A 23162-nucleotide genomic window follows, 5' to 3' on the forward strand; every position below is an offset into this window, starting at 1 on the left:
TTTTTTCTTTGATATAATATAATTAAACGCAAACTTGAAACATGGAGATGATGATACTTATGGTTACTTGTTCTGTATGTAAAAAAAATGTAGCAGTTATTTTCACAAACAAAGAAGTAAATGGTAAGCAGGAATTAGTAGGTTTATGCCTGCCTTGTGCAAAAAAATTAGGAATCTCTCCCTTAACTCAAATGATTGATCCTAAAGATATGAAGGAAGAGGATTTTCAAAACTTAAATAATCAAATGAATGAAATGCTTAATGGCGTTGATTTAAATAAAATATCAGATGAAAATGGTGCTGGAGGTTTATTAAATTTTCTGAATAATAGCCTTAATGATTCACAGCAGTATCAAGATAAAACTTCTGAAAATATCAGCACACAAACGAGTAATAGCAATAAAAAAATCAAAAAGAAAAAATATCTAGATTCGTATGGAATAAATTTAACTTTAAAGGCTAAAAATGGTGAAATTGATACCATAGTAGGTAGAGAAAGAGAAATTGACAGATTAATTCAAATTTTAAACCGAAGGACAAAAAATAATCCTATATTAATAGGAGAAGCTGGTGTTGGTAAAACAGCTATAGCTGAAGGTTTTGCTTTAAGAATAGCACAAAAAAACGTACCTGCAAGATTTCTGAATACCGAAGTATATATGCTTGAACTGAATTCCATAGTAGCAGGTACTCAATTTAGAGGACAATTTGAAGCTCGAATGAAAGGCATTATTGATGAAGTATATCATTATAAAAATATAATTTTAATCATCGATGAAATTCATAATATAATGGGAGCTGGAAATGCAGAAAGTGGTTCATTAAGTGCAGCAAACATTTTAAAACCAGCTCTTGCTAAAGGTGAGCTTCAAATTATAGGTGCAACAACTATAGACGAATATAGAAAATATATCGAAAAAGACTCCGCCCTTGAGAGACGTTTTCAACCAATCATGGTAGAGGAACCTACTATGGAGGAAACAGTTGAAATCATAAAAGGAATTAAACCTTATTATGAAAATTATCATAAAATAATTATTCCAAATGATATAATCGAGAGTGCTGTAAAATTATCAGGTAGATATATATCTGATAGATTTTTCCCTGATAAAGCAATTGACGTAATAGATGAAGCTGGTTCCAGAGCAAACTTAAAGAACAAAGGTCTTGTAGAATTAGAAGCACTGAAAAAAGAACTTACAGATGTGCAAGATAAAATAAGCACATGTGCAGAAGCAAATGATTTTGAAAAAGCTGCTGAATATAAAGTTGACGAATGTAAAATACAAACTAAAATAGATACTTTTAATAAAGATTGTAATAACGTTGTACTAACTTTAGATGATGTAGCTTCTGTTGTAGAATCATGGACCAAGATTCCTGTACAAAGGATAACAGAAATGGAAGCAGAAAAGCTACTTAATCTTGAAGAAAGACTTCATAAGAGAATTATAGGTCAAAATGAAGCTGTATCGAGTATAGCTAGAACCATCAGACGAAATAGATCTGGTTTTAAAAAATTAAAGAAACCTTCTTCATTTATATTTGTTGGTCCTACTGGTGTTGGTAAAACTGAACTCGTTAAAACATTAGCTTCAGAATTATTTCAAAATGAAAAGGCACTCATAAGAATAGATATGTCTGAATACATGGAAAAGCATACAGTATCTAAATTAATAGGAGCTCCTCCAGGATATGTAGGTTACGATAATGGTGGTCAATTAACTGAAAAGGTCAGAAGAAATCCTTACTCAGTTATATTGCTTGATGAAATTGAAAAAGCACATCCTGATGTCTTCAATATATTACTTCAAATACTTGAAGATGGCAGGCTTACAGATAGTCAGGGAAGAACTGTTAATTTTGAAAATACCATAATAATTATGACCTCAAATGCTGGAACTAATTTAAAATCCAGCGGAATAGGTTTTACACGTGACAACTATTCCTCACTTTCTGGTAAAATTAAAGATGTACTTCGTGAAACTTTTAGACCAGAATTTCTTAATAGAATAGACGAAACTATCATATTCACGGAATTGAATAAAGAAGAATTATTAAAGATAACAGATCTAATGCTTAAAGAAATAATAAATGAAGGTAAAGAGAAAAATATCAACATAGAAATAACTGATGATGTCAAAAACTTCATATTGGAAAAGGGCTATAATAAAAAATATGGTGCCCGTCCATTAAGACGTACAATACAAAAATATATAGAAGATGAACTTGCTGAATTCTATATAAAGGGAATATACAAAAAAGGAAGTAACGTTAAAATATCTGTTAAAGATAACAAAATAGAATTTAACTAAAGAAAGAGAATTAACATTGATTCGTAACATTAAAAAAATTCTATAAATCTTATCATAAATGGGGTTTGGGTCGTAGACCCATTATCCTTCTTTATAAAATATAGGCAATTTTAATATTTACGATTAATAACTTTTATTTTCCAATATTAATGATGATTTAAACAGGCACTCTCATAATATAGAGAGTGCTTGTATTAGGTTAAGAAGGATAATGTGCAAAGCCCAAACCTCGCATATGATAACGTTCAAACAAATTGAAATATCTAAGAATTTATTATTTTTTTATCAAGATTTATTAGAATTTTTTTAAATTGTTACTTCATCAATGTTAATTCTCTTTTGGGGTAAAACAAGGTAAAAATTCCTCCGTGCCTACGGAATTTTGGGCGTAGACAATGTGCTTTGACCATAATTAGTTTAAAAGATGCTGACATTGCTTTTCTCGTCAACACGTGATGGTTTTGTACAAAACTTATGTATTATAATACTATCTAAATATTTTATGATTTTTTTGCCAAGATTTATTAGAGTTTTTTTCAATTGTTACTTCATCAATAGTAATTCCCTTTGGAGTAAAACATGAAAGTACTATCCATCTGTAATAACAATTATGATTGACACATGCCTTGCCTAAAGAATTAAAAAGTATTGTGTAAAAAATACTTATATATTAAAATTATTAGAATAAGTTAAATACATTATTTAAACTAACTGAAAATGATTTAAATAACATACCTTTTGATTATATGCATAGTATTGTTATTGTTTATCTTTTCTTGTTGAATTGTTTTATTGATACAATAATATATTGGTAGGTGATAATAATGTTAATAAATGAACAGATGGAACAAATAGAAAAGTTTTCTTCAAATGAACAAATTATTATAGAATACATTCAGAAAATGGGAGTAGAAATTAATTCGCTTTCAGCAAGAAAAATCGCAAATGAAACACTTACTTCCGCTTCTACCGTTGTTAGATTGTGTAAAAAATTTGGATGTAAAGGTTTTGAAGATTTCAAGAAAACATATATTCATGAATTAAGGTATCTAACTTCTATTCAAGAAAATATAAATAAAAATATACCCTTTACCGAAAAAGATAATAAATATAAAATTGCAAATAATTTAAGCCTTCTTTACCAAGAAATAGCAAAAGATACATTGGAGTGTTTAAGTATAGAAAACTTAAGCAAGGCAACTCAAATGATTTTAAAAGCAGATAATATATATATTTTTTCGTCAGGATCTTCTATTAATTTAGCAAAAATTTTTCAAGAGCGAATGCTTAGAATTACTAAAACCGTTGTACTATATGAAAGTTTAGATATGCAATATATTCGCAGTGTAAGTTCACAAAAAAAAGATTGTTATATTTTATTATCTTATAGCGGCGAAGTTACAAGAATTGTACGAGTGGCACAAACATTAAAGCGGCAAGGTGTACCTACAATTGCAATTACATCTTTAGGAAATAATAGGCTAAGTAAGATTGCTGATTGTGTTTTAAATGTTAGTACAAGAGAAAAAATTATCTATAATATTTGTAACTATTCTTCTTTGATAAGCACAGGACTCATTTTAGATATTTTATATTCATGCTGTTTTAATGAAAATTATCAAAAAAATTTAGAATATAAGATAGAATTAGAGAAAAGATATGAATTGCAGAGACAAAAGTATAGTCAAAAAAATATATTATGACAGTACTGTTTCATTAAAATACAAATTTAGAAGAAAAAAAAAGCAACATTGTTGCTTTTTTTTTAGTTTTATTTACGCCATTATTATAAAGTAATAAACTACCATTGAGGTGAGATATATGAAAAAGTATATATGGTATTTTGGTGGAATGGTCATTTCAAGTTTAGGTAACACCTTGATGGTAAAGATGATGTTAGGACAATCAACATTTAATGCAATGACATATAATTTATCTTTGTTAACAGGTTTAAGAATAGGATATATTAGCATTATTGGGAATACTTGTTTAATGATTATACAAATTATCATACTAAATAAATCATTTAAAAAATTGCAGTTATTACAAATGATTCCGGGAATTATTTGTGGTGTTGTATTAAATTTCTTTATGTATGATTTTTTTTTAACAGCTAATTTAGTTGTTGATAATTATTTTATAGAGTTAATTATTTTTGCGGCTGGATTAATAATTAATGCATTTGGTATTTCTTTAGTAACAAGTGCTCGTATTGTTGCAGCACCGTGTGAATCATTATGCTTGGTATTATCCAAAAAAACTAGTAAAAGTTTTAAATTTTATAGAATAGGATCTGATATTGTATTTGTAGCTATTGCAGTTATTGCAATGTTTCTACTAGGCAAAAATACAAACACAATTCGTGAAGGAACCATTATTAATCTTGTATGCATGGGTATACTAATTGGATACTTCAACGATTTTTGTGAAAATTATTTATATAAATAATAATTAGAGGAGATAGATCTATGAGGAAAAATTTTTTATGGGGTGGCGCAACTGCAGCAAATCAATTAGAGGGTGCTTTTAATGTTGATGGTAAAGGCGTTAGTGTTTCTGACGTCTTAACTGCTGGTTCAAAAGATATAAGAATAGAGTTAAATATTGGATGACATTTAATGAAATTATGGCATTATCAGGACCTTCACCATGTCTTTGTGGTGGTATTGAATATGATAAGGACGAGAATAAAGGACAAACTATGATTACCTCTAGTCATCATATGTGTTTAGCAAGTGCATTAGCAGTTATTGAAGGTAAAAAAATCAATCCTACTTTTCAAATAGGATGTATGCTATCATATGCATTATGTTATGGAGCAACCTGTAACCCAAAAGATATTTTTGAAGCAAAGCAAAAAATGGAACCAATTTTTTTCTATGGAGATATTCAAACTAAAGGTTATTATACAAATTCATGTCATGCATTTATAAAAAAGCATAATGCAACAATTCCTATGAAAAAAGATGATGAAGAAATTTTAATGAAAGGTAAAGTTGATTATTTGGCATTTTCCTATTATTTCTCAGGCGTTGAAAGCATAAGTAAAATTAAACGAGTACCTGGTAATGTATTCAAGAGAGGTATTAATCCATTTCTAAAGGCTACAAAATGGGGATGGCAAATAGATCCAGTTGGCTTAAGAATTACTTTAAATGATTTATATGACCGTTATCAAATTCCTTTATTTGTTGCTGAAAATGGTATAGGTGAAATTGATAATGTTGAAGAAGATGGTGTAGATGTTATTGGATACACTCCATGGAGTGCTATTGATATTATTTCCGCAAGTACTGGTGAGATGAGAAAACGTTATGGATTTATTTATGTTGATAAAAATGATGCTGGAGAAGGTACGTTGGAACGCAAAAAAAAGAAGTCCTTTTATTGGTATAAGAAAGTTATCGAAAGTAACGGTCAAAATTTATAAATATAACAAATTATAGTATCACTAAAATTAGCAGACTTTTATTTATGAATATTATATTAAAATCTCCAATCTGATTGCCTTATTAAAGCATATTAAATTGGAGATTATTTACATGGCGGTATTTGTTCCAGCACTTACTAAGCATACGTAGGTTTTGGAGCAAATTTTATTACCGATAATATATTGATATTAAAGATCCGATAATTCTATATTTATTTTTTGCTTTCTGTTAAGGTCATCCCCGCCTAATTTGTTGCCGTCCTTGGAAACTAACCTTATTGGAAGGTCAATTATAAATTCACTTCCAACATTAATTTTACTATCTATTCTAATGGTACCACCATGCATTTCTACAAGTGCTTTAACAATAGAAAGTCCTATTCCGCTTCCCTCTTTCTCTCTTGTGAATGTTTTATTAACCTGTATAAATCTTTCAAATATAGCCTGCTGCATATTATCAGGGATTCCTATTCCATTATCCTTAACTCTTATTTCAATACTGTCCTTTTTATCGTTAACGCTAACAATTATCTTACCACCAGCTGGTGTGAATTTTACAGCATTAGATAATAAATTAAGCATTATTCTTTCCATACTATCTTTATCAACTGCTGTTATCTTTTCTTCTATATCTGTATCAAATATAATATCTACACCTTTACTTTTTACAAACTCAATTACGGACATAGTTATATCTTCTACAACACTTACAATATTTTCATTATGAAATTCAACTGAAAAATATCCTGCATCTATTTTAGTTATATCAATTAAATTATTTATAATCTTAGTAAGTCTATAACTATTTTGATTCATCATATTAAAATAGTTCATTACTTTTTCACTATCATTATTCTCTAAACTAACTTTTATTAACTGCATTGCAGAACAAATTATATTTAAAGGAGTTCTTAATTCATGAGATAGATTTGCAAAAAATTCTTTACGTATTTTATCATAATAAAGAGCATGTTCAACAATTCTTTTACTCTCTTCATTCTTTTTCTTTTCCGTTATATCTCTAACTATACTTATACTTAATTTAGAACTTTTGGAAAACATCATAGTGGCAGCTTCAACGTAAGTCTCATCGCCGCATGTACTTATAATTTTTTCCTCTTTAAATTGACAGTCCTCTCCAGTACGATTTACCATGTCTATTCTTTCTTTTGCACTCTCCCTATAATCCTTATGTATAAAATCAACTATATCCTTACCTATAATATCATCTATGTTTTTAATTTTAAGCAATTTTATACCCATATTATTTACAAAAGTGCATTTACCATTATCATGAATAAATATAGCATCCGGCAGCATTTGAAGTATCTGCATATATCTTTGAGAACTTTCCAAAAGAACATTACTTACAGATTTTCTTATATTATTTTCATTTGAAAGTTGCACATTAAGTTTTTCAAGTTCAATATTTTTATCATTAAGTTCCTTATTAGTCACTTTTATTTTATAAAATAATTTTTCATAAGGATTTATTATCGACATGCTCACAACCAAATTTTGAATTACATATATAGATAGAGTTTTAAAAATCATACTAGTAACCCAAACCAAATTATTAACAATACCAAAATTTAAAACTAAAATAGATATTATTTTAAAAAGTAGACTGATTATAAAATAATAAACTATTCTATTTTTAATTTTACCTTTTTTATGTATAAAAAGCCAAATGGAAATAATACATATACTTATTAATATAAGTTCATTAATATAAAAAAATCTACTACCATTTAAATGGTCTATATAAAAATTCAGCAAATTATACTTTTGTGTATATAAATACGCAATAACAGCACCTGTAATTGCAAAACAACTTATTGAAAAATATTTAACTTTTACTTTTTTATCTATTACTGCACTTAAAAATAATATAGACAGACTTTCAAAATATAATGCAGAAGCTGATATTTTATATAAATAATCTATACTATTTTGATTATATGCAGCATAAAAACATGAGCAAAAATTAAAAACGCCTATGAATAGATAAACAATACCTACAGTTAAAATCAATGTGTTCTCAGTGTACTTATATATAGAAACAGAACTTACAAATATAAAAAGAATCATAATGTCCAAAATTATTTCAACAAAGAAATACATGACTCTAAAATCAACTTTTCCAATAAATACAAACATTATAACAAACAGGCATATTATCATTGCCATACTTACAATAAAATTAACATCTGTTATTTCATTTTTTAAATTTTTAAACACTTTAAAGTTTCCCTTCCGCACATACACTTTCAGCTGCACAACAGTTGAAGCTTTGTCTTGAGTGATGTTATATCAATTTTAAATAAAGCATTTACTTCTATACTAAACCCCTTTATTAACTCATTATACTCTTTCATGTATGGATAATCTTTAAGAGCATAACACTGCATAACTTCAAGATGCTTATTTATCCTTATTTCATAATCTATCAATTTATCCATTTGACAATAATAATCAAAAAGTTCTTGAAGCTCATTTTTAGTTAACTTAGACGATATTCTGCTAAAAGCATCAATCCAATTTTTTAATATAGTAATATTGCTTATTTTAATAAAATTAAACCTTTTGTTTCTAAACAATCTGCTCGTTCTCTCTATATCGGCTTTTATAATTCTAGAATAGTTTTTTATATCTTCATCATTTTGTACCATAGTTACTTTTTTTCTATACCATGCAGCTCCTATAATAGATAAAAAGCATCCAAATAGTATTCCAATTAATGTAAAACCGAAACTCATCTTTACAATATACACTGCATTTTTACTAACAAAGTTATAAGTTGTTAAATTTAAGAAAACAACTGCAACTACAAATAAAATAAGAATCACTAAAGCTATAGTAAAAATTTTTTTGTGTGATACATATTTATAAACAATATGTTTTTTACTTTTTGCAATTTCTATTTTACCGCCACCATTTCGCGTATATGCTCCCGAAACCATGCAAACCCACACCTTTCATATCGATTTATGCGGTTTATTAAAATTGTAAATATATTACATATATATTGTAGTATAAATTTTCTAAATTTACAACCATTTTTTTACAATTTATCTTTCACCAAGCTTCAAATTAGGTATTGCATTTAAATTTAATGGCGCTATATTTCCCTTTTTAAACTCAAAGTATGCAGCACTTCCAATCATAGCTGCATTATCAGTACAAAGTATTGGCTCAGGAAATAAAACTTCTATTTTGTTCTCTTTTCCTTTACTTATCATACTATTTCTAAGGCAACTATTTGATGCCACACCACCCGCAACAGCTATTCTATGTATATTTTTAATTTTGCATGCTTTAATAGTATTATCAACTAAAACATCAACAACACTTTTTTGAAACGAAGCAGCAACATCAGCTCTATTTATCTCTTTTTCTTGCATTCTCATAGTATTTAAATAATTTAATACAGCAGATTTTATCCCGCTGAATGAAAAATCAAGGGAATCGTCATGAAATTTAGCTCTTGGAAATTCTATTGCATTTGGATCTCCCTTTTTAGATATTTCCTGAATTTTAGGTCCACCTGGGTAACCAAGTCCTATTGCCCTAGCAACTTTATCAAAAGCTTCTCCCGCTGCATCATCCCTGGTTTGACCTAATACCTCAAATTCACCATAATCCTTCATATACACTATAAAAGTGTGACCACCTGAAACAACCAAACATGCAAAAGGTGGTTCAAGTTCAGGGTATTGTATAAAATTTGCGCTTATATGTCCTTCTATATGATTAACTCCTACAAGTGGTTTATTTATCGAATAAGCAAGTCCTTTGGCATATTGAAGTCCTACAAGTAATGCTCCCACAAGCCCAGGACCATACGTAACACCAACAGCATCAATATCATTAAAATCCACATTTGCTTCTTTCATGGCACTCTCTACAACTAATGCTATATTTTCAATATGCTTTCGCGATGCAATTTCTGGAACAACCCCACCAAATTTTTCATGTATATTTATCTGAGATGATATTATATTTGATAGCACTTTTCTACCATTAACAACAACAGCAGCAGCAGTTTCATCGCAGCTACTTTCTATAGCAAGTATTTTAATGTCCTTATCCATTTAATTACTCCTTCCAACCTTTTTCCTCTTATACTATTTTATCACATGATAGTATAACTTCAAAACACTATTGCGAAGTAATAATATTTTGAAACATTAAATAAAAATCATAAGACTAAGCTCAAAATTATAAAAATAATAAGTAATTTTAATAACTCGCTGAAAAAAAGCTCAAACAAATTAAAATTTCTAAGTCTTTTTATAATTTGAAGCAAGTCTTATTGAATTTTATCATACACGAGGCTTGGGCTTTGCCCATTATCCTTCTTAACCTAATACAAACACTCTCTACATTATACGAGGTTTGGGTGAAATCCCATTATCCTTCTTTACAAGATATAATATATCTTTATATTTACAGTAATATATTAACTATTATCGGTAATACAATATGACCCAAGCCCCAGTTATGATAAGATTTATAGAATTTTTTTAATGTTACAAATCAATGTTAATTCGCAATATTATTGAACGTATGTTTGTGTTATACTATATATAGTTTGTTTTATATTTATTAAAGGAGTATCTTATGAAAAATTCTTATGCAAAAATAGTGGTCAGTGGTTCTCCAATATCAAAATCCAATTTTAAATTATCTAATGTAAATGGAAGAGCTATTTTGCCATATAATTCTGGAAAATATTATGATAGATATGCTGTATACGAAGAAACTATAGCTTACGAAGCAAGATCACAAAATCCAAATACAATAATTTCTGAATCTGTCATTGCTGTCTTAAAGGTTTTTTATAAAAGTGAAAAAAGGCATCCGGACACAAATAATATAACTAAAAGCATTTTTGATGGTATAGAAAAAAGTGGAATTATAATAAACGATGCTCAGGTGAGAAGAATAATTATAGAGGAATCTTATGATTCAAAAAATCCTAGATTTGAATTGGAGCTTTTCCCCGAAAGTAAATTTAAAATGCAGTATTCTATACTAAAAAAAGACGAAGAAGATGAACCTATAAATTATGATCCACCTTCCAATAAAAAAAGACTTAAACCTAAAATTTTAAAAGAAAAAAAATCACCAAAAGAAGACACACTAGTTTGCAGTATTTGTGGTAAATCTATAACTAAAGATACTGCTATCTTTGCCGATAAAGGTAATACTGTGCTCTGTAAAAATTGCTTAATGAAGTCATTTTAGCAGCATATTTTTAAGAGCCATAATGCCCATAATGTATCCATAAAATCCAAATCCACAAATTTGTCCAACGCAAGCAGGTGCAGTAACAGATTTTCTTCTATATTCTTCTCTTGTATGTATATTACTTATATGTACCTCAACTGTTGGTATACTTATTGATTTTATAGCATCATATATTGCTATGCTATAATGGGTATATGCACCTGGATTTATCACTATACCGTCAACCTTGTTATAAGCTTCTTGAAGAAAGTTTATTATTTCCCCCTCAATATTGCTTTGAAGAGTTTCTATTTCAATTCCAAGCTTATTCCCCTCTTCTTTTACATACTTACATAAATCCTCATAAGTATTTTTACCATATATATTCTTTTCCCTTATTCCTAGGAAGTTTAAATTAGGTCCATTTATAACAAGAATCTTCATTCTAACATTTCCTTTCAAAATAACATTTTATATTTCCCACTGTTTCCTCTATAATGAGTTCATTTAAAACTTCAAAATCGCAATTTTTTTTATAAAGCTCATGTCTATCTCTGTAAAGCTTAAAAAGCTTATCTTTTCCTTCCTTCAATAGAGGTCTATTGGACGTATCCACATCTTCTATTATTTTGTCAACAGGCCTGTTTATAAATACAATTTTACCTGTTTTTCTTAAGGCTATCATATTTCTTTCTCTTGTAACTGCTCCACCACCTGTTGATATAACAGAGTTTTGCATGTAACTCAATTCTTCTAAAGCCTTACTTTCTAAATCTCTAAAAAAATCCTCACCTATATTAAACATTTCAGATATTCTCATGTTATTTTTAATTTCTAAATAATCATCTGCATCATAAAATTTCATATTTAATTCTTTTGATAAAAGCTTTCCAATTGTGGTTTTTCCGCATCCCGGCATGCCTATAAGCACCAAATTCATGGTTTAACCTTCTTTTCAATAATATTAAAGATTTCGTCAGCTACACTATCCTCTATAGAAATATCATTCCATATTTCCTCTGAAGATATAGCCTGACTCACTAGCATATATAAACCATTTACTGCTGTTATACCTGCATCCTTAGCATATTTTAGAAATAGGGTTTCAACTGGATTGTATATCAAATCTACAGCAGCAGAATATTTAGCTATAGTGCTTTTATTAACAGGTGATTCATCTACTTTAGGATACATGCCCTTAGGAGTACAGTTTATGATTACATCTCCACTTTTACTTTCAAGTTCTTTATAATTTATGACATCAAAATCTTTATAAGCATCCCTTACTCTTTCAGGATTTCTGCTAACAATATATATTTTTTTAGCATCACTATCTTTTAAGTACTGTATTACTGCCTTAGCAGCTCCACCACTTCCAAGAACCATACAGGTTTTATCCTTAACTTCAACACCAAATTTTTTGAGCATCTTTCCAAACCCAATATAATCTGTATTAAATCCCATTATACCTTTTGCAGTAAATTTCAAGGTATTTACTGCACCTATCTTTTTAGCTTCATCGGAAACTTCACATAAGTCTTCCATAACATCAACTTTATAGGGTATGGTAACATTGAGACCCTTGCATTTTATAATTTCAAAGGTGTCCACTGCTTGATGCAGTTTTTTTCTAGGAATCTCAAATAAATTATATATTCCCTTAATACCTATTTTACCCATTATAAGCTTATGAATATCTGAAGAATAGCTGTGTCCAAGCTTTTCTCCTATAAGTCCATAAATGTTCGTAAATTCTTTTTCATGACCTTCAGCTGAAATCTCTTTTCCCTCTAATTTTTTACTGAGCTCAATAAAATTAGTATAAAATTCTTTAAGGGGTTCGGCAAACTTTTCATTCCTTAAAAAAGATACATTTTTGCTTATTACCTTTTTTTCACGTACTGCATCAAGTACAGGAAGATTATTTTTCTTCTTATATTCAGCAACTTCCATAACAAGTTTCATTCTTTTTTCAAAAAGCTCTACCATATTCCTATCAACAGCATCTATTTCTTTTCTTATTTCATTAAGATCTTTCATTAAATTATCACCTCAAAATAATATCTAATACAGCAAGTGCCGCTGCAGCTTCTACTACAGGCACAGCTCTCAAAACAATGCACGGATCATGTCTTCCTTCAATGCTTATTTCAGTATTCTCTTTAGTCTTCATATTTATAGTCTTTTGAGGCTTATAAATAGATGGCGTTGGTTTAAACGCAGTTCTGAATACAAGAGGCATTCCACTTGTTATTCCACCTAAAATTCCACCATTATTGTTTGAATATGTTTTTACATTTCCGTCTTCAACATAAAAATCATCATTTGCCTGTGAGCCATTCATCTTAGTTATATTAAATCCTTCACCAAATTCCACACCTTTTACAGCTGGAATGGAAAAAAGCATATGACTTAAAGTACTCTCACAAGAATCGAAAAAAGGATCACCCTTTCCTGTCGGAAGGTTTAAAATGCAGCATTCAATAATTCCTCCAACAGAATCTAGATTATTTTTAGCTTCTAATATAACCTTTTTCATTTCCTCTCCAACTTTATCATCTAAAACAGGAAACTTTTTCTCAGTTAATTTTGTAAGAGTTTCTCCATCTATATTAACCTTATCAAAATATTCTTCTTTAGTATTCTTAATACTTAAAATATGACTTCCAATTATTATATTTTTCTTTCTTAATATTTGTTTTGCTACAGCTCCTGCAAAAACAAGTGGTGCTGTAATTCTACCTGAAAAATGGCCACCGCCTCTATAATCATTAAAACCTTTATATTTTACAAATCCAGTGTAATCAGCATGACCTGGCCTTGCAACATCCTTTAGCTTTGAGTAATCTTTAGAATGCTGATTGCCATTCCATATAAGTGCACACATAGGAGTTCCTGTAGTTTTTCCGTTAAAGAAGCCGCTCACAATCTCAAAACTATCCTTTTCGTTTCTCTGAGTTGAATACTTATTTCTTCCTGGTGCTCTTCTTTCCATTTCCCTATTTATAAAATCAAGATCAAGCTCTATTCCAGGCTCTAAGCCATCAATTACTATGCCAATAGCCTTTCCATGAGATTCTCCAAAAATAGATAACTGTACTTTATTGCCCCATGTTCCACTCACATATATCGCCTCCTAACTTTTTAAAATCCTGCCAGAACTCAGGGTACGACTTAGAAACGCATTGGCTTCCATTTATAGTTACAGCTTCCTCACATTTAAGCGCCGCAATTCCAAGAGCCATAGCTATTCTATGATCATTCCAACTTTCAACAATACCGCCCTTTAATGTTTTCTTCCCATTAATTATAAGTCCATCCTCTAATTCGGTTACATCTGCCCCCAATTTATTGAGTTCTGTCGCCATGGCTTTTAATCTATCTGACTCTTTTATTCTAAGTCTTGCTGCATTAATTATCTTCGTAGTTCCTTCGCTTAGCGCCCCAACTACAGCTAAAATAGGAACTAAATCTGGACACTGAGATGCATCTATAGTAATTCCATGAGTAATGGATTTTTTAGCATTAAAATTCTGCCTACTTATATTACCTTCCATTTTTTCTAAGATATCAACTATAATTTTATCTCCCTGAAGAGAACTAAAATCTAAGTTCTTACAATTTATATTTCCATTTAAAACACCTGCTGACATCCAAAAAGCCGCCTGTGAAAAATCCCCTTCCACCTTATAATTTACAGCTTTACCTCTCTGATTACCTTTTATGTTAAAACTTTTATAATCATTGTTTTCTATTTCTATACCAAATCTTTTTAGCATATCAAGAGTCATATCTATGTAGCCTACAGATTCTAAATTAGTTGTTATGTTAATTGTCGAATCACCATCTAAAAATGGCAGTGAAAACATGAGACCACTTATAAACTGAGAACTAATATTTCCCGGAATATTAAACTCTCCAGCCTTTAACTTTCCATTAATTTCAAGTGGAAGTACTCTATCCTCTGGATGCTCATACTTTATTTTTTGTTCATCAAATATATCAAAATATGTTTTTAATGGTCTATACGCTAACTTACCGTGTCCTTCAAAAACAGTATCTCTTTTCTTTATAAGTGCTATTGGAATTAAAAATCTAACAGTAGAACCTGACTCACTGCAATCTATCCATACTTTTTCTTCAGAATCGCTATGCTGTCCCTTTATTTTTAATTTTTTACCTTCATCTGACGATATTATTAAAGCCCCCAATTTACTCATTCCACTGCATGTAGCCTTTATATCTTTGGAATAGCTCACATTATCTATAATACTTTCTTGTTCACAAAGAGATGCACATATTATAGCTCTATGCGCTAAACTCTTTGATGGTGGTATCTTTATATCTCCCTTTAATGTACATGGATTTATTTTAACACACTTCAAAATTCATGCTCCTTTCAAACTACCCGAAGATATTTACTAGCTTCACTTTTTTCTATTTTCTTTATAAAACAGCCGCCTATATCATTTAAAAGAATCAAATTTATAAAGTTTCCTCTACTCTTTTTATCAAGTGCTGCTATTTCATAAATTTTTTCATTTTGAAGTCCCTCTACATCACAACTTAATTTATATTTTTCAATTACTTCTCTTAATTTTTGAGTAGTACCCTCCTTTGTAATTCCAAGCTTCTCACTATTTTTAGTTATAGCATACATGCCATATGCAACACATGCCCCATGAGTATATTTATCATAGTGGAAAAATTCCTCTACTGCATGACCTATAGTATGCCCAAAATTAAGTATCATCCTCTCGCCGTTGTCCTTTTCATCATTTTCAACAACTTGCTTTTTAATACTGCAGCAGGTATGTATAACATAATCTATATTCTCCATAAGTTCTGCATCATCTTTAAATCCTGCTAGCTTATTAAATAACTCTTTATCACGTATAGCCCCATATTTTATAACTTCTCCCATACCATCATGAAAAAATTTATCACTTAAGGTTTTTAAACATAACGGATCTATATACACAGCCTTAGGTTGATAGAAATTTCCAACAAGATTTTTACCTGTATCTAGATCAACAGCAACTTTGCCTCCAATACTGCTGTCAATTTGAGCTAAAAGCGAAGTTGGAATTTGAATGTACGGAACACCTCTCAAATAAGTAGCTGCTGCAAAGCCTCCTAAATCTCCCACGACCCCACCGCCAAGTGTAATTATAAGATCACTTCTTGTTAGCTTAAATTCAGAAAGTTTAGAATATATATCTGTTAAAGTTTTTATGCACTTACTCTTCTCTCCAGCTTTTACAACTATCTTAAATACATGAAAACCGCTTTTTTCAATATTCTTTTGAATTTTTTCTCCATAAAATTTATCCACATTAGTATCAGTTATTAAAACTATTTTCTCTCCAGAATAAATTTCTGAAATTCTTTCACCTAAACTGTTCATTATACCTTTTTCAATAAAAATACTATAGCTATTTTCACCTAAATTCATATTTAAAATTTTCAAATTATCCCATCCTTTTTTGAAGAGGCCTTTTCTAAAATTCTTTTAATATTATCCGTATGCCCTTCTTCTATAGCTTTTTTTAGTTCATCTATACTATCTTCAAAATCATTTATTACCTTAAGAAGATTATCTTTATTCTTCGTAAAAAGCTGACACCATAAGTCAGGATTAATTCTTGCAACTCTTGTAGCATCCCTAAAACTTCCTCCAATAAAATGTTTTATGCTGCTATCTACATAACTGGAGTTCATAAGAGAAACAGCTATAACATGCGGAAGTTGACTTGTAAGTGCAATTATCTCATCATGCCTTTCAGGTGTAACTTCTGTAATGTCTTTAAATCCAATAGCCCTTACAAATTTCCTCATAGCATCTATAGTTTCTCTCTTATTTTTAGATGTAGGAGTTAAGATATAATTTGCATTCTTAAATATTGCCCCATCAGCATTATCAAATCCGCTTAATTCCTTTCCTGCCATAGGATGCCCACCCAAAAATTCAGCATCATTTCCCAAAATATTCTGTATATAGTCTATATTTTTTCCCTTTATACCAAGTACATCTGTAATTATAGAACCTTTTTTAAAATTGCTCACATTGGATTTTACAAACTCTATCAATGCTTCAGGATATATAGCTATTATAACAATATCTGATTTTTTAAGAGGGATATACGCATTATTCATGCTGTATCCCTCATCTATTATATCCTTTTTAGCTGCTTTTTTTAGGGTATTTTCATTTAAATCAATTGCCCATATCCTACCTTTGTTCACTTTTCTAAATGCCATGGCATAGGAACCACCTATAAGCCCAAGTCCAACAATAGTTAAATTAATCTTAAAGTCTCCATCATCCATTAAATCACCCCCAGCTAAAAAAAATCTATATTTCTCTTCCTTCTATTTCTGCAATCGCTCTAACTTTCTTCATAACTTCATCAAATTTATCAGGCTTTATTGACTGTTGTCCATCACTCTTAGCATTAGCAGGATCATTATGAACTTCTATCATAAGACCATCTGCCCCAACTGCTGTTGCAGCTTTAGCTAAAGGTTCAACCATCCACCACATTCCAGCAGCATGGCTAGGATCAATAATTATAGGTAAATGACTTAATTTCTTTATTGCTGGTACAACACTTAAATCAAGTGTATTTCTAGTGTAAGTTTCAAAAGTTCTTATTCCTCTTTCACAAAGTATTACATTTTCATTTCCTTCTGACATTATGTACTCAGCCGCCATTAAGAATTCTTCAATTGTTGCACATAATCCTCTCTTTAAAAGAATAGGTTTATTAGTTTTACCAAGTTCCTTTAAAAGCGTGAAGTTCTGCATGTTTCTTGCCCCAACCTGAATGACATCAACATCCTCTACAAATTTATCAACAAAATCTGTACTCATAATTTCTGTAACTATAGGAAGTCCTGTTTCCTTTTTTGCAATTTTAAGAAGTTCTAATCCTTCAAGTTCTAACCCCTGAAAACTATATGGTGAAGTTCTAGGCTTAAAAGCACCACCTCTTAAGAAATTTGCCCCACTTTGTTTTACTCTTTTAGCTATTTCGACTATTTGTTCTTCACTTTCTACTGAACAAGGTCCTGCTATAACTGCAAGCCTTTTTCCACCTATTTTATTTCCATTAACATCAATTATTGTATCCTTAGGATGGAAATGTCTTCCTGCCTTCTTGTATGGTTCTTGAACTCTTACAACTTTTTCTACACTTTCACGTGCCTGAATTCTTTCTACATTAACTCTACTTGTGTCTCCTATTACCCCTATAACAATATAATCATGACCATGTGATATAGTTGTTTGACAACCCTCTTTTTCTATGAAATCCTTAATTTTTGTAATTTCTGATTTTTCAGTATCTTGTTTCAATATAACTACCATTTATAATAGCCCCTTTCAAATTTTGTTATTTTTATAAAAAAAATAAGGCTCAAATGAGCCTTATTGTTTATAAACAATACTTAATCTTTCAAATTCTTAATTATGTTTTAAACTGAAACATAATTTAAATTATAAAACTCATCAGAAGGAAAATTTATTATTTTTTTGTATACAAAAAAGCCAACGCTAAAAAAGTAATAAAAGCCTAGGCTAAAATAATAATAATTTTTAGTTGTAATTTCCTTCCTTATAGTATTCATAACATCAACACTCCATATAATAAAATTTATTTAATGATGTAATTATATATCATATATGCAACATATGTCAATACAAATTTATATTTATACATTTTTATGTGAATTTTAAAGACTATTTTACCTGTTATTTTCTTTAAGATTGCTAATATGTTATTATAGTATTTGAAAATATTAAATTCAGGAGTTATATAATGTCAATTTTACAATTAAAATCAAAAATAGTCTCATACAAATATAAGAGCAAAAAAAATATCACTTTATTTATAATTATAATTACTGCCTGTATACTTGGCATATATTTTGTAAATTCAAATGAAACTTTATACCAAAAATCAATTGCTAAAATATCATCCATATCTGAAACTAATTTTTATTCTAGAACTTCTGATGGAAAATATGAAAGCATGAAAAAGCAACATATAACTGCCGTAATTATGAATGGCACCTATATAGGTAAAAAAGTAAAACTTGAAAATACAGTTTCCTACTCTGGTGTAAACAACATAAATTTCAAAACGAATGATGAAGTCTTTATATCTACACCTAAAATCAAAGGAAAAACCATTTCTTCAAAAATACTTGATCTTAAGCGTGATACCTACGTTTTATACATAATATTAATATTTATACTATTTATGATAATCATAGGTGGAATAAAAGGAATTCGCTCAATAGGAAGTGTACTCGTTAATATACTAATATATTTCTCCGTAATTGAACTTTTTTTACACAATTTCAATTTAATATTTATATTTATAACCTCTGCCTTACTCTTTACGCTTTTGTCATTATTTATTGTAGGAGGAGTAAATAGAAAAACTATTTCTGCGGTAATAAGTACTTTAACTGGAACCACAATAACAATAATAATAGCTTTATTAACTATAAAAATAAATAACGCCAGAGGTGTACGTTTCGAAGAATTAGAATTCTTAACCCATCCTCCAGAAAAAATATTTTATATAGAACTTTTAATAGGAACCCTAGGTGCTGTTATGGATATTGCAATTTCAATTTCTTCAGCAATAAATGAGCTCTATACTAAAAATCCTTCTATAAAGAAAAGTTCGCTCATAAAATCAGGATTTGAAATAGGGAAAGATATTATGGGGACTATGTCCAATACTATGCTCTTTGCTTATATCAGTGGAAGTATACCAATGATACTGCTTTTGCTTAGAAATAGGATTCCAGTTTATAACATACTAAGTGAGAATTTATCACTTGAAATAATCCGTGCCCTTACTGGAAGTATTGGCATAGTAATAAGCATACCAATATCCATATTCATCTCAATAGAACTTTTAAAACATAAATTGACTGGAGGGCTTAGAAAATCATGAGTGTATCATTTGCATTATTAACTATTCTCTTTGTTTTAATGATAATCATAGGCGGCACAAGAGGCGTAAAATCATTTTTTACATTGATCTTTAACTTTATAACTATGTTTATTTTGCTTGTACTTATAGGTGCAAAGTTTGATCCAATAAAAGTAACTATTATAGGCTGTATTTTGATAACTATAGTAACTCTATTTTTTATAAACAGCTTCAATTTAAAAACATTATCTTCATTGATTTCTGTTATCCTTGTTGTAATTATCACTATGCTTTTAATATATAAATTAAGTTATAACGCCAGAATCCAGGGCTTCTCAAAGGAAGAGGCAACTGAAATAGGTTATCTTTCAACTTACGTTCAATTAAATTTTTCTAAAATAGTCTCCTGCCAAATTTTATTTGGTTTACTTGGAGCAATAATTGATGTTTCGATTTCAATTTCATCCTCAATGCAAGAAATATATAAAAATGACCATTTAGCAGAAAAACAAAATTTATTTAAATCTGGAATCACTATAGGAAAAGATATAATTGGAACTATGACAAATACACTGCTATTTGCTTATATAGGCAGCTTTATGACACTGTCAATATATTTCAGTGAACTTCATTATTCCTTCTCAACCATAATGAACTCTAAAATTTTTTGCAGCGAAGTATTTCAGAGCTTATGCAGTGGTATAGGCATAATTTTGATAATACCTGTAACTGCATTCGTAACTTCAGAGCTTTTAATATTAAAAAATAACATAAAATAAATAGTTCACTTAAATTTGCAACACAGTTCTCATTTTTTAAATTTTTCAAGGAAACAAGAAAGCATCTCTGCAAGATATTCCATATACTTTTCCTGCTTTTTAGAATCTTCCATTGAGAAAACAACTACAGCATTTCTGCTGGTTGTTTCAACTATTAGTTTTGCAATAACCTCTGAATCTTTGCTTGAAAAATAGTTTGCAACTTCTTTAATTATTTCTTCATCACGTATTTTTATTAATTTTTTTATTTCAGGATAATCAGTCATAATCCTGTCTCTCTCCATGACAATTTTTATTTTTGATCTTATTTTTAATAATCCATCGTATAGATAATTATAAATTTTTGTTTTTAAATCCTCATCTTCGTCAAACAGCCCTTTTAATAATTCTATAATTTTACTACTGTCATCATCATATCCTAGATTTAAACATTCGTAATAAATTCTACTCTTATCTTTAAAGTAATTATAAAATATTCCAATAGAAACCCCAGCTTCCTTTGCAATATCCTTAGAAGTTGTATCATAAAATCCTTTTTTATTGAAAAGCTCTTCTGCTGCTATAATTAGCTTTTTTCTAGTCTCAAATGCTCTTTTTTGTTTAGGTTTTTCATCATAATTTTTTTCCATAGAACCACCTTTTATATAAAAATTAATATTTAATAAATTAATTATAGGACTTAAAAAAATTTAGGTCAATAATTTTTGAACCAAAGTTCAATTTTATATTGACAGTAACATTTTACGTATATATAATAAAAGTTGAACCTTAGTTCAATTTTTATTTAAAAATACGTTGGAGGCCATTATGGACAATAAAAAAAGTTATTTAGGACTTGTAGGCTTATTATTAGTTGGTTTCATAGGAAATATAGACATTTCAGTAGTTAACATTGCTTTACCATCTATAGAAAAATACTTTAATTCGGATTTAAACACTGTAATGTGGATAACGTTAATATTTGCTCTAGTAAGTACAAGTACTTTAATTCCAATATGCAAATTGGGAGATATGTTTGGAAGGAAAAAAGTTCTTCTTATATGCTTAATTATTTTTTCAATAGCTTCAGTAATTTGTGCTATCTCTCACTCTTTAAGTATTTTAATATTAGGACGTGGACTTCAAGCCTTAGGTGCTTCTGCTTTGATGACTATTTCTATTCCACTCGCTTTAGATATTTTTCCAAAAGAAAAAAGGAATCTTATTGCAGGTATATGGGGAGCTATTTGTGCCTTGGCAATAGCAGTAGGTCCATCTTTGGGAGGATATATTATTCAGTGCTCCAGTTGGAGATATATTTTCTTTATTAATATACCTATTTGTCTTATAAGTTTTATTTTAATTTTTAGTTTTACAGAAGAAAGTTTTAATCAAAATGGCAATAAAAGCATTGACTTTATTGGAACAATTATTTTAGCTGCTGCTCTCTCAACCCTTACATATTCACTTACTGAAGGAAACAACTATGGTTTCACTTCTAAAAGAATACTTGCTTTATTTATACTAAGTGCCATATGTTTTATTGGGTTTACACCTTTAGAAAAAGCAATTTCTAATCCTATAATAGATTTTTCATTGTTTAAAATAAGAAGTTTCTCTATCTCATCTTGCACTATAGGTTTTTTAACAATTATAAGCGTAATTTTTTCTAATTTTATTAATTTCTTTTTTAATGGAATATCAAATTATACTGCCTCAGAAAGTGGTAATATAATTTTCTTCTATGCTTTAGGTCTTATGATTTCATCAATTATTGCTGGAAAGTTAACTACAAAATTTAAAATATCTACTGTAGTATTTTTTTCCGTTATCATATGTATAATTTCAATTTTTTTAGTAACTCATGTTACTCCTAACACAACTAAATTGAATTTTATAATAATATTATTCATTGCAGGTTTAGGCTCAGGTGCTCCTAGCGGTCAATTAGTGGCTTCCGCACTTTCTGATGTTCCAAATGAGAAATCCGGATTAGCTTCTGGTTTAACTAATATAATAGCAAAATTATTTTTCCTTGTGCTAACTGCTATTATGACTTGCAGCTTAACATATAGAGAAAATATTGCATTTAACAACACTAAAAAATATTTAATTAGCAATGTATCCTCTTCTCAAGTTTTAGATAAAAAAACAAAGAGTATTATTAAAGGCAGTCTAGTTTCCCTAAATGAAAATAATTTTAGCTTAATACAAAAGAATATTACCTTAAACCTAAAAAAAGATGCCCAAACTACTATAAAGAATAGTTCAGACACCAAAACAAGAGAATTACTACTACAAAAGACACCCTATATAAACAATTATTTAACTAAAACAATAAAAACTACTAAAGTAGAACTTAAGAAAAATTATTCTAATGCTTTTACAACTACCTTTAAGTTAAGCTTTATATTCCTTGTAATATCAATTTTATTATGTCCTTTTGTAAATCCTAGCCACAAATATTCTGATTAAT

The 23162-nt window shown here is 29.2% G+C and carries 22 protein-coding genes; 9 read left to right on the forward strand and 13 right to left on the reverse strand.

Features of this window, described 5'->3' with window-relative positions:
- The first annotated feature begins 59 nt into the window (after positions 1-59).
- The 5 genes from BEE63_RS04985 to BEE63_RS05000 all read left to right on the forward strand — a co-directional run bounded on the left by BEE63_RS04985 (position 60) and on the right by BEE63_RS05000 (position 5745).
- Positions 60-2315 carry an ATP-dependent Clp protease ATP-binding subunit gene (locus BEE63_RS04985; protein ID WP_066020329.1) on the forward strand — a complete coding sequence of 752 codons (2256 nt, stop codon included), beginning with the start codon at positions 60-62 and terminating at the stop codon, positions 2313-2315.
- 824 nt (positions 2316-3139) lie between these two features.
- Positions 3140-4018 carry a MurR/RpiR family transcriptional regulator gene (locus BEE63_RS04990; protein ID WP_066020330.1) on the forward strand — a complete coding sequence of 293 codons (879 nt, stop codon included), beginning with the start codon at positions 3140-3142 and terminating at the stop codon, positions 4016-4018.
- Between the two features lie 118 nt (positions 4019-4136).
- Positions 4137-4763, forward strand: a complete 627-nt coding sequence (locus tag BEE63_RS04995) for a YczE/YyaS/YitT family protein (RefSeq protein ID WP_066020331.1) — start codon at positions 4137-4139, stop codon at positions 4761-4763.
- Between the two features lie 20 nt (positions 4764-4783).
- Positions 4784-4927: a family 1 glycosylhydrolase gene (locus tag BEE63_RS22530; RefSeq protein ID WP_100369868.1), complete on the forward strand. Its 144-nt coding sequence runs from the start codon at positions 4784-4786 to the stop codon at positions 4925-4927.
- Positions 4924-5745 (forward strand): glycoside hydrolase family 1 protein, encoded by an 822-nt coding sequence (locus BEE63_RS05000; protein WP_100369869.1) that lies wholly within the window; start codon positions 4924-4926, stop codon positions 5743-5745. Before BEE63_RS22530 ends, BEE63_RS05000 begins: the two co-directional genes overlap by 4 nt.
- Positions 5746-5934: 189 nt before the next feature.
- On the opposite strand, the gene BEE63_RS05005 is transcribed toward BEE63_RS05000, so the two are convergent.
- From BEE63_RS05005 to tsaD, 3 genes are all read right to left on the reverse strand, one after another.
- Positions 5935-7986 carry an MASE3 domain-containing sensor histidine kinase gene (locus BEE63_RS05005; RefSeq protein WP_066020332.1) on the reverse strand — a complete coding sequence of 684 codons (2052 nt, stop codon included), beginning with the start codon at positions 7984-7986 and terminating at the stop codon, positions 5935-5937.
- 29 nt (positions 7987-8015) lie between these two features.
- Positions 8016-8708 carry a hypothetical protein gene (locus BEE63_RS05010; protein WP_066020333.1) on the reverse strand — a complete coding sequence of 231 codons (693 nt, stop codon included), beginning with the start codon at positions 8706-8708 and terminating at the stop codon, positions 8016-8018.
- Positions 8709-8816: 108 nt separating this feature from the next.
- A complete protein-coding gene (gene tsaD / locus BEE63_RS05015; protein ID WP_066020334.1) occupies positions 8817-9839 on the reverse strand; it encodes a tRNA (adenosine(37)-N6)-threonylcarbamoyltransferase complex transferase subunit TsaD in 1023 nt (340 codons plus the stop codon).
- A 529-nt stretch (positions 9840-10368) separates the two neighbouring features.
- Between tsaD and BEE63_RS05020 the strand changes: the two genes are divergently transcribed.
- Complete coding sequence (locus BEE63_RS05020; protein ID WP_066020335.1) at positions 10369-10995, forward strand: RusA family crossover junction endodeoxyribonuclease; 627 nt, start codon at positions 10369-10371, stop codon at positions 10993-10995.
- On the opposite strand, the gene aroQ is transcribed toward BEE63_RS05020, so the two are convergent.
- From aroQ to BEE63_RS21370, 9 genes are all read right to left on the reverse strand, one after another.
- Positions 10987-11421, reverse strand: a complete 435-nt coding sequence (gene aroQ / locus BEE63_RS05025) for a type II 3-dehydroquinate dehydratase (protein ID WP_066020336.1) — start codon at positions 11419-11421, stop codon at positions 10987-10989. The two genes, BEE63_RS05020 and aroQ, sit on opposite strands and share 9 nt — an antisense overlap.
- Position 11422: 1 nt before the next feature.
- A complete protein-coding gene (locus tag BEE63_RS05030; RefSeq protein WP_066020337.1) occupies positions 11423-11917 on the reverse strand; it encodes a shikimate kinase in 495 nt (164 codons plus the stop codon).
- Positions 11914-13017, reverse strand: a complete 1104-nt coding sequence (aroE, locus tag BEE63_RS05035) for a shikimate dehydrogenase (RefSeq protein ID WP_066020338.1) — start codon at positions 13015-13017, stop codon at positions 11914-11916. Before aroE ends, BEE63_RS05030 begins: the two co-directional genes overlap by 4 nt.
- A 7-nt stretch (positions 13018-13024) precedes the next feature.
- Positions 13025-14101: a chorismate synthase gene (gene aroC / locus BEE63_RS05040; RefSeq protein WP_066020339.1), complete on the reverse strand. Its 1077-nt coding sequence runs from the start codon at positions 14099-14101 to the stop codon at positions 13025-13027.
- Positions 14079-15362, reverse strand: a complete 1284-nt coding sequence (gene aroA, locus BEE63_RS05045; protein ID WP_066020340.1) for a 3-phosphoshikimate 1-carboxyvinyltransferase — start codon at positions 15360-15362, stop codon at positions 14079-14081. Before aroA ends, aroC begins: the two co-directional genes overlap by 23 nt.
- 14 nt (positions 15363-15376) lie before the next feature.
- Positions 15377-16447: a 3-dehydroquinate synthase gene (aroB, locus tag BEE63_RS05050; protein WP_066020341.1), complete on the reverse strand. Its 1071-nt coding sequence runs from the start codon at positions 16445-16447 to the stop codon at positions 15377-15379.
- On the reverse strand, positions 16444-17307 hold the full coding sequence (locus BEE63_RS05055; protein WP_066020342.1) for a prephenate dehydrogenase: 864 nt from the start codon (positions 17305-17307) through the stop codon (positions 16444-16446). Before BEE63_RS05055 ends, aroB begins: the two co-directional genes overlap by 4 nt.
- Positions 17308-17332: 25 nt before the next feature.
- The gene (aroF, locus tag BEE63_RS05060) at positions 17333-18346 is read right to left on the reverse strand and encodes a 3-deoxy-7-phosphoheptulonate synthase (RefSeq protein ID WP_066020343.1); all 1014 of its coding nucleotides are present in this window, start codon (positions 18344-18346) and stop codon (positions 17333-17335) included.
- A 107-nt stretch (positions 18347-18453) separates the two neighbouring features.
- A complete protein-coding gene (locus BEE63_RS21370; protein ID WP_100369870.1) occupies positions 18454-18606 on the reverse strand; it encodes a hypothetical protein in 153 nt (50 codons plus the stop codon).
- Between the two features lie 191 nt (positions 18607-18797).
- Between BEE63_RS21370 and BEE63_RS05065 the strand changes: the two genes are divergently transcribed.
- Both BEE63_RS05065 and BEE63_RS05070 read left to right on the forward strand, forming a co-directional pair.
- Positions 18798-19949 (forward strand): YibE/F family protein, encoded by a 1152-nt coding sequence (locus BEE63_RS05065; RefSeq protein WP_066020344.1) that lies wholly within the window; start codon positions 18798-18800, stop codon positions 19947-19949.
- Positions 19946-20707, forward strand: a complete 762-nt coding sequence (locus tag BEE63_RS05070) for a YibE/F family protein (protein WP_066020345.1) — start codon at positions 19946-19948, stop codon at positions 20705-20707. The genes BEE63_RS05065 and BEE63_RS05070 overlap by 4 nt, the downstream gene beginning before the upstream one ends.
- 29 nt (positions 20708-20736) lie before the next feature.
- Here BEE63_RS05070 and BEE63_RS05075 read toward each other — a convergent pair whose 3' ends face one another.
- Positions 20737-21336 carry a TetR/AcrR family transcriptional regulator gene (locus BEE63_RS05075; protein ID WP_066020346.1) on the reverse strand — a complete coding sequence of 200 codons (600 nt, stop codon included), beginning with the start codon at positions 21334-21336 and terminating at the stop codon, positions 20737-20739.
- 178 nt (positions 21337-21514) lie between these two features.
- Here BEE63_RS05075 and BEE63_RS05080 point away from each other — a divergent pair, with 178 nt between their 5' ends.
- Positions 21515-23161, forward strand: a complete 1647-nt coding sequence (locus BEE63_RS05080) for an MFS transporter (protein WP_066020347.1) — start codon at positions 21515-21517, stop codon at positions 23159-23161.
- Position 23162 lies beyond the last annotated feature (1 nt).

The sequence above is a fragment of the Clostridium pasteurianum genome (genome assembly GCF_001705235.1).
Classification (GTDB): Bacteria; Bacillota; Clostridia; order Clostridiales; family Clostridiaceae; genus Clostridium_S; species Clostridium_S pasteurianum_A.